The organism is Craurococcus roseus (assembly GCF_039523795.1).
GTDB lineage: Bacteria > Pseudomonadota > Alphaproteobacteria > Acetobacterales > Acetobacteraceae > Craurococcus > Craurococcus roseus.
In genome coordinates this window covers 92,732-100,532 of sequence record NZ_BAAAFZ010000060.1, presented here as the reverse complement: position 1 = coordinate 100,532, position 7,801 = coordinate 92,732, and the positions used below count along the sequence as shown (strand labels likewise).

At 72.3% G+C, this 7,801-nt stretch carries 6 protein-coding genes and 1 pseudogene; 5 read left to right on the top strand and 2 right to left on the bottom strand.

Translation table 11 applies throughout. From position 1 onward, the window contains the following. Positions 1-13: 13 nt before the first annotated feature. A complete protein-coding gene (locus ABD067_RS18535) occupies positions 14-1,060 on the bottom strand; it encodes a hypothetical protein (RefSeq protein ID WP_343896854.1) in 1,047 nt (348 codons plus the stop codon). Positions 1,061-1,541: 481 nt separating this feature from the next. On the opposite strand from ABD067_RS18535, the gene ABD067_RS18530 reads away from it, so the two are divergent. Genes ABD067_RS18530 through ABD067_RS18520 form a run of 3 tightly spaced genes read left to right on the top strand, consistent with a single transcriptional unit; the run spans position 1,542 to position 3,773 of the window. Continuing rightward, complete coding sequence (locus ABD067_RS18530; protein WP_343896853.1) at positions 1,542-2,288, top strand: SDR family oxidoreductase; 747 nt, start codon at positions 1,542-1,544, stop codon at positions 2,286-2,288. Between the two features lie 26 nt (positions 2,289-2,314). Continuing rightward, the gene (locus tag ABD067_RS18525) at positions 2,315-3,169 is read left to right on the top strand and encodes a fumarylacetoacetate hydrolase family protein (protein ID WP_343896852.1); all 855 of its coding nucleotides are present in this window, start codon (positions 2,315-2,317) and stop codon (positions 3,167-3,169) included. 7 nt (positions 3,170-3,176) lie between these two features. Continuing rightward, positions 3,177-3,773: a pyridoxamine 5'-phosphate oxidase family protein gene (locus tag ABD067_RS18520; protein WP_343896851.1), complete on the top strand. Its 597-nt coding sequence runs from the start codon at positions 3,177-3,179 to the stop codon at positions 3,771-3,773. A 96-nt stretch (positions 3,774-3,869) separates the two neighbouring features. Here the strand turns inward: ABD067_RS18520 and ABD067_RS18515 are convergent, their stop codons facing one another. Next, the gene (locus ABD067_RS18515; protein ID WP_343896850.1) at positions 3,870-5,402 is read right to left on the bottom strand and encodes a UxaA family hydrolase; all 1,533 of its coding nucleotides are present in this window, start codon (positions 5,400-5,402) and stop codon (positions 3,870-3,872) included. Between the two features lie 143 nt (positions 5,403-5,545). Between ABD067_RS18515 and ABD067_RS18510 the strand changes: the two genes are divergently transcribed. Next, complete coding sequence (locus ABD067_RS18510) at positions 5,546-6,790, top strand: acyltransferase family protein (RefSeq protein ID WP_343896849.1); 1,245 nt, start codon at positions 5,546-5,548, stop codon at positions 6,788-6,790. 128 nt (positions 6,791-6,918) lie between these two features. After that, positions 6,919-7,801, top strand: a pseudogene (locus ABD067_RS18505) (DNA translocase FtsK 4TM domain-containing protein); the annotation flags it as partial.

The window sequence follows — 7,801 nt, the reverse complement described above, 5'->3', positions numbered from 1 at the left end:
GGCGCGGCCCGCTTCAGCCCCTCGGGGCGGCGGCGCGCGCGAGGCGGCCGGTGCCGTTGGACAGTTCCCAGGCGTCCGCCTCGTTGAGCAGGCGGCGGAACTCGTCGCCGTTGCGCAGCAGCGTCTCGCGCAGCGCCGGGTCGAGCTTCACCTTGTCGCCCTGCTTGTTCACCGGCATCGAGGACTCGCGGATCGAGCGCAACGTGGCCTCGACCTCGCCCGCGGTGTGGAGCGGCGTGTTGAGCAGCGTCAGCTTGCGCATCAGCTTGTGCCCGTCCGGCACGTGGCAGGACTCGCAATCGGCGTCGCGCAGGTTGAGCGCGAAGGCGCGGTAGCGCTGGTCCAGCTCCCCGAGGTGCGGGTTGTTGGCGCTGTAGAGGTCGGAGAACAGCGTGACCTGGGGCTGCGCCTGGCCGCTCTCGTCCCTCCAGTTCCACTGGCCGGCGAAGACGGGCGGCTCGACGTGCTTGTACCCGGCCGGGCGGGCGGAGTCGCTGCCGCCGCTGTGGCGGGTGACCATCTTCACCTTGCCGTCGGGGGACAGGTAGAGGCTGATCTGGTTGGACTTCTCGTAGGCGTCCCACTTGGCCGAGGAGTGCCAGAACGGGTACGGGAAGTGCCCCGGCGGCAGCTCGTTGCGGAAGTAGGCCTGCGTGCGGATGACGTAGGTGCCGTCGTCCCGCGCTTCGCCGGTCCACTCGCCGGTGAACATGTAGAGCGAGACGTACATCCGCAGGAACAGGTCGCCGCGGAACCAGGTGAGGTTCTTGTCCTTGAGCGCCTTTTCCGGCTGCTCGCCGCCCCACAGCACGGAGGCGGTGCCGACCGCCTCGCCCTCGGGGCCCTGGCCGATGGTGGTGCGGCAGGTGTCGAAGGCGGCCACGTCGCCGGGCGTCGCCATCGGGCAGCGCTCGGTCAGCGAGGCGACGATCTTCGCGGCCGTGGCCGGGCCGTCCACCTTGGGGGAGCCGTTGGCGAACATCGTGGCGCCGGCCGAGGCCACCGCGACGGCGGCGATGCCGCCCAGCAGCCAGGTCTTCTTGGTCATGCTCACGCTCACGTCACTCGTTCCTTCCTTCAGTTCCGTTGGCTGCTCCGGGACTGGCGGCGACGCTGGCCGCGGGGCCCGCCTGCCGGCAGGCCGCGCGGGGCCCTCCATCGCTCGACGGCGATGCTCCGGGGTCACGCGGCTGTCAGGGCACGAACTTCCCTGTTGCCGGGCCGAAGCCCGGCGCGACCGCGCGCTTGGTTGTTGGGGCTCCCACCCTCCCTGTTGAGCGACGACTCCCTAACCGGGAGGTGCTGTACGCCTTCGGCAGGCAACTTCAGCGTGTACACCATTTTCCACCACAACGGAAACGGTTTCTTCGCGTGTGTTGAACTTCTGTTCAGCTTTGTATGGTTGCAGGCGAACGCACTTTTCTTGGTCGGCGTTGGGCGAAGGGTCGGGAGCCGGCGCGGCCCGCCCGCCCCCGCGGCCGACGCGATTGACGCGCGCGGCTCCGGCGGGAAGATGGCGCCGGTCGGGTGGGGGCGCGCGCATGGCCGGCGGCAGGCTGCAGGGTAAGCGGTGCTTCGTGACCGCGGCCGGCCAGGGCATCGGCCGCGCCGCCGCCCTGGCCTTCGCGGCGGAGGGCGCCAGCGTCGTCGCCACCGACCGCGACCCGGCGTTGCTCGCCGGGCTGGGCGGCGTCGAAACCAAGAAGCTCGACGTGCTCGACGACGCGGCCGTGGCCGAGGCGATCGGGGCCGCCGGGCCGCTCGACGTGCTGTTCAACTGCGCCGGCTTCGTCCACCAGAACACGGCGCTGACCTGCACGGACGAGGAGTGGGGGTTCGCCTTCGCGCTGAACGTGCGCGCCATGTGGAAGGCGGTCCGCGCCGCGTTGCCGGCGATGCTGGAACGCGAGCGCGGCAGCATCATCAACATGGCCTCCGCCTGCTCCAGCGTGAAAGGGGCGCCGAACCGCTTCCTGTACGGCACCACCAAGGCCGCCGTGGTCGGGCTGACCAAGGCGGTGGCGACGGAGCACGTGGGGCGGGGCGTGCGCTGCAACTGCCTCTGCCCCGGCACGGTGGAGACCCCCTCGCTCGGCGAGCGCATCGCCGCCAACGCGGCGGCCTCCGGCGGGCTGGAGGCCGCCCGCGCCGCCTTCGTGTCGCGGCAGGCGATGGGGCGGCTCGCGACACCGGGGGAGATCGCGGCGTTGGCGGTCTACATCGCCTCGGACGAGAGCGCCTTCGTCACTGGGCAAGCGCTCGTCATCGACGGCGGCTGGACGCTCTGAATTCGAGAGGACCAAGGGAGTAGGTCATGAAGCTGCTGCGCTACGGGCCGCCAGGCGGCGAGAAACCGGGGCTGCTCGACGCCTCCGGCGCGATACGCGACCTGTCCGGCGCGGTCCCGGACCTCGCGGGCGAGGCGCTCTCGCCGGAGGGGCTGGCGAAGCTCGCGGCGCTCGACCCCGCCTCGCTGCCCGCGGTGCCCGGCACCCCGCGCCTCGGCCCGCCGGTCGCCGGCATGAGGAACCTCGTCTGCATCGGCCTCAACTACGCCGACCACGCGGCCGAGACGGGCGCGCCGATCCCCAAGGAGCCGATCGTGTTCCTGAAGTCGCTCGGGGCGCTGAGCGGCCCGAACGACGACGTCGTCATCCCCAAGAACAGCCGCAAGTGCGACTGGGAGGTGGAGTTGGCGATCATCATCGGCACCCGCGCCACCTGCGTCCCCGAAGAGAAGGCTATGGACCACGTCGCCGGCTACGCGGTCGGCAACGACGTGTCCGAGCGGGAATGGCAGATCGAGCGCGGCGGCTCCTGGGACAAGGGCAAGGGCTGCGACACCTTCGGCCCGGTCGGCCCCTGGCTCGTCACCAAAGACGAGGTGCCGGACCCGCAGGACCTTTCCATGTTCTGCGACGTGGACGGGCAGCGGATGCAGGAGGGCAGCACGCGCACGATGATCTTCGGCGTGCGGACCATCGTCAGCTACGTGTCGCACTTCATCACGCTGCACCCGGGCGACGTGGTCTTCACCGGCACCCCGCCGGGCGTGGGCATGGGCAAGAAGCCGGACCCCATCTACCTCAAACCGGGCCAGACCATGCGCCTCGGCATCGCCGGCCTCGGCGAGCAGACGCAGCGCACGGTGGCCTACGGCGGAGGGTAGCCGCGCCATGGCGGCGATGTTCCACGCGGATAACCGCGCGTTGCAGGACCGCTTCGGCAGCCGGGCGCTGGCGGACCGGCTGGTGGAGACGCGCCGCCGCGGCGCCTTCACCGCGGAGGACGCCGCCTTCATCGCCGCTTGCCCCTTCTTCTTCCTGGCGACGGCGGACGCGGAAGGCCGCCCGGACTGCTCCTTCAAGGGCGGCGATCCGGGCTTCGTCCGCGTGCTGGCGCCGGACCTGCTGGCGTTCCCCGACTACGACGGGAACGGCATGTTCAAGTCGCTCGGCAACATCCGCGCCAATCCGAACGTCGGGCTGCTGTTCATGTCGTTCTCGCCGGGCGCCAACCCGGCGCGGCTCCGGGTGAACGGCACCGCGGAGGTCTCGGCGGAGGACGACCCGATGCTGCGCGACTTCCCGGGCGGGCAGTTGCTCGTGCGGGTGCGGCCGCTGCACATCTTCCCCAACTGCCCGCGCTACATCCCGGACGCCGCGACGGGCGCGCTCTCGCCCTACACGCCGCGCCCTGGCTCGGTGCCGCCCGAGCCCGAATGGAAGAGCCGGGCCGCGCTACGGGACGTGGTGCCGCCGCGCCGCGCCTGACGCCGCCGCCGCCCGCTCCGTGACGCGCGGCAGGCACCCCGAACCCACATCGACCGCCGGCCCGCGGCTTCGCCGTTCGCCAGCGCCTCTAGGCCGCTACATGGTCGCCCCGAGCACCCAGGGCGCGAATTCGGCCGTGCCGAAATCGAAGCCCTCGCTCTTGGTCCGCTCGCCGGACGCCACGCGGAGCATCAGCCGGAAGATGCGCTCCCCGGCCTCGGCCACCGTCTCCTCGCCCGTCAGGATGCCGCCGCAGTTGACATCCATGTCGTCCTTCATGCGCTCGTACATCGGCGTGTTGGTGGCGAGCTTGATGGAGGGCGTGGGCTTGCAGCCGAAGACGCTGCCGCGGCCGGTGGTGAAGCAGAGCAGGTTGGCGCCGCCCGCCACCTGGCCCGTCGCGGCGACCGGGTCGTAGCCCGGCGTGTCCATGAACAGGAAGCCGCGCGCGGTCGCGGGCTCGGCGTAGCGCAGCACGTCCACGAGGTTGGTGGTGCCCGCCTTGGCCATGGCGCCGAGGGACTTCTCCAGGATCGTGGTCAGGCCGCCGAGCTTGTTGCCCGGGGATGGATTCGCGTCCATCTCCGCGCCTTCCCGCTCGCAATACGCTTCCCACCACTTCATCAGCCCGACCAGCTTCTCGCCCACCTCGCGGCTGACCGCCCGGCGGGTGAAGAGGTGTTCCGCGCCGTAGGTCTCGGGTGTTTCGGAGAGGATGACGGCGCCGCCGTGCCGCACCACGAGATCGCTCGCCGCGCCCAGCGCCGGATTGGCTGTGATGCCGGAGTAGCCGTCGGAACCGCCGCATTGCAGCGCGACCGTCAGCTCGCTCGCGGAGACGGGCACGCGCTCCACGCGGTTCGCCTCGTCCAGCACCTCCCGCACGAAGGCGATGCCGGCTTCCACCGTCTTGCGCGTGCCGCCCATCTCTTGGATGTCCATGGAGCGGAGGCGGCCGGACAGGCGTTGTTCCTGCAAGAGCCCGCCGATCTGGTTCACCTCGCAGCCGAGGCCGATGCCGATCACGTGGCTGAAATTCACGTGACGCGCGAAGCCGCCGAGCGTGCGCCGCAGCAGCGTCAGGGGCTCGCCCGCCGTCATGCCGCAGCCGGTCTTGTGCGTCAGCGCGACGACGCCGTCCACGTTCGGCCACTCGGCGAGCGGATCTTGCCCGGTGAGGGGGTTGCGCCGGAACGCCTCCGCGATCAACTCGGCCACATGCGCGCTGCAATTCACCGAGGTGACGATGCCTATGTAGTTGCGCGTCGCCGCGCGCCCGTCGGCGCGGCGGATGCCCAGGAATGTCGCGGGCTCGGCCACGTACTCGGTGGGTCTGGCGTCCGCGCCCCAGGCGTAGTCGCGCGCGAAGTCGCCCATGGAGAGGTTGTGCGTGTGCACCCACTCGCCGGGCGCGATGGCCTCGGTGGCGAAGCCGATGATCTGCCCGTAGCGCCGCACGGCGTCGCCGGGGGCGTGCGGGCGCAGCGCCACCTTGTGGCCCGGGGGGACGCGCCGCGCAGTCGCCAGACCGGGCGCCAGCGGCGCCCCTTCCGGCAGCGCGCGGCGCGCGATGGCGACGCTGTCCTCCGGGTGGAGGCGTATGACGGGCGGGCCGGCGACGGCGTCCATTGCGGGCGTTCCCTCGATCTCCGCCGGCCATCCTAGCGGCCGCACCCGACGATGCCAGGCGCCACGACCGGCCGCGGCGACGCCGCCGGCATTCGCCGCATCCGCTTGCGACCGGAGGGCGTGGCAGACGTTAGGCTTCCTACATGATCACGATGAGACACCGTTCCACTCCCCCGTCGGCGCCGCGACTCTCCGAGCTGGACGCGCTGCGGGGCATCGCCGCCTTCCTGGTGCTGGTCCACCACGCCCGCGTCCTGGGCCTGGACCCGAGGCCGTTCGACAACCCCTTGCTGGAGCGGGGGGTGCACATGCTGATGCACTTCTCGCCGCTCCGGGTGTTTGAGTTCGGGCGCGAGGCTGTGCTCTTCTTCTTCGTCCTGAGCGGCTACGTGCTGACGCGCGCCCTGTTGCGCAACGGCTCGCCGGGGCTGCTGGCCTTCGCGGCGCAGCGCACCATCCGCCTGATGGTGCCGGTCACGGCCTCCGTCATCCTGTCCGTCGGGCTCTTCTACGCCCTGCTGAGTGATCCGGCGGCGCTGCCGGGGCCGTTGCGGGGGCGCGAAGACATGGGCATCTGGCAGGAGGCGCCGGCGTTCCTCGACGTCCTCCGCGAGAGCGCGCTCCTGCGGACGCAGTCGGACCCCGTCGAAATGAACCCGGTTCTCTGGTCGCTGGTGCACGAATGGCGGCTGACGCTGTTCCTGCCGTTGGTTCTGCTGTTCCATGGCCGGATCTGGTGGCTGCTGGCGCTGGGCTGCCTCGGCATGGCGCTGGGCGCCATGGGCAGCGGTTCCGAGAACCGGGTGATGCTCGGGCCGCAGTTCCACAGCACGGTGGTGGCGAGCCTCTACTTCGCCTTGTCCATCGCCAGCGGCGCGGCCCTCGCCCTGGCCGGCCCGCCGCCGGCGTTGACGCGGGGCCAGCGCCTGGCCAGCGGGATCGCGGTCGTGGCCCTGTTCGGCTTGGCATCGGATCTCGCGGCCTACGTCGCGTCCGTCCTGCTGATCGTGGTCGCGCAGCAGCCGGGGGCGTTCCGGCGCTTCCTGCGCAGCGCGCCGCTGGTGTGGCTGGGGCACGTCTCCTACAGCCTGTACTTGGTGCATGTGCCGGTGCTGACGGCGTGCGTGGTCGCGCTGCACGGGGCGCTGTCGCTCTGGGCGAGCCTGGTCGTCGGCTTGGTCGCGTCCTTGGCGGCGGCTGAGGCGATGCGCCGGTTGGTCGAAGCGCCGTCCCGCGACCTGGCGCGCTGGACGGAACGGCGCTTGCGCCGCCGCGCCGATCCCAGCGGCCGAGCGGCGGGGGGGGCGCGGTCGGAGGCGGGGCGCCGGGGCCCCACCTGGTCCGGCGAGGGCGGCTTGTTCGTGGATCTGGGCGGCGGCCGGCGCTGACGCGCCCGCCCCGCCCATGTTGCAGGCTGGGAACGGCCTCTAAACCGTAGCGAGAGTTCCTGGTAGCGCAACGCTTTCTGCTCTATCGTTGACGGCGTTTCTCAACGGACACCCTGCCAGGACACCCGATGGCCCGAGCCTACGCCGCCCAACGCCCTTCGGACCGCCCGGGGGACCGCTCCTTCCTGGGGATGCGGCGCTTCGCCTCGCCGGCGGTGAAGGCCGCGATGCTGCGGCGGTGGCACGAATTCATGGGCGTGCTGGCCGGCCTCGGCGGCTTGGCGCTGCTGGTGGCGCTGGCCAGCCACGACCCCGCCGACCCTTCCTTCTCCACCGCCACGGCGCGGAACGCCGCCAACCTGGCCGGGCCGCTCGGCGCCGCCCTGTCGGACATGCTGCTCCAGGGCTTCGGCTGGGCGGCGGCGCTGCCCGGTTTGGCGCTGCTCGCCTGGGCGTGGCGGCTCGGCTCGCACCGGGGATTGGGGCTCTTTCCGGCGCGGTTGGCGGCGCTGCTGGTGGCCTTGCCGTTGCTGGCCGCGGTGCTGGCGCTGGCGCCCGCCTTGCCCCTGGTGCCCACCTTGCCGGGGCCGGTGCAGGCGGGGCCGGGGGGCGTCGCGGGCGTCCTCGTCGCCAAGGGCGTGGCGGGCGCGGCGCAGGCGGCGCTCGGGTCCTTCGGCGTGGTGATCGCCAACGTGGCGGTCGTCGCGCTGGCCGCAGGGTTGGCGGTGCTGGCCCTCGGGTTGTCGCCTGCGGAATGGTCGGGACTCGGCCGCGCGACGTCGCGCTCGGCCCGCGGCGTGGCGCGGGTCGGCGGCGCGGTGGCGGGCCGCTTGCGCCCCGTTGTGCGGCGTGCGGGTGAGCGAAGGTCCCGGCCCGGCCTGCTGGCGCGGGCCGCCGGCGGGATCGCCTCCATGTTCCGGGCGTTGCCGCGCCCCCGCCGGGCCGAGCCGGGCGCCGACCTCGCGGCGGAGCTGCATGCCGCCGACGCGCCGCCGCCGCAACAGGCGGGGA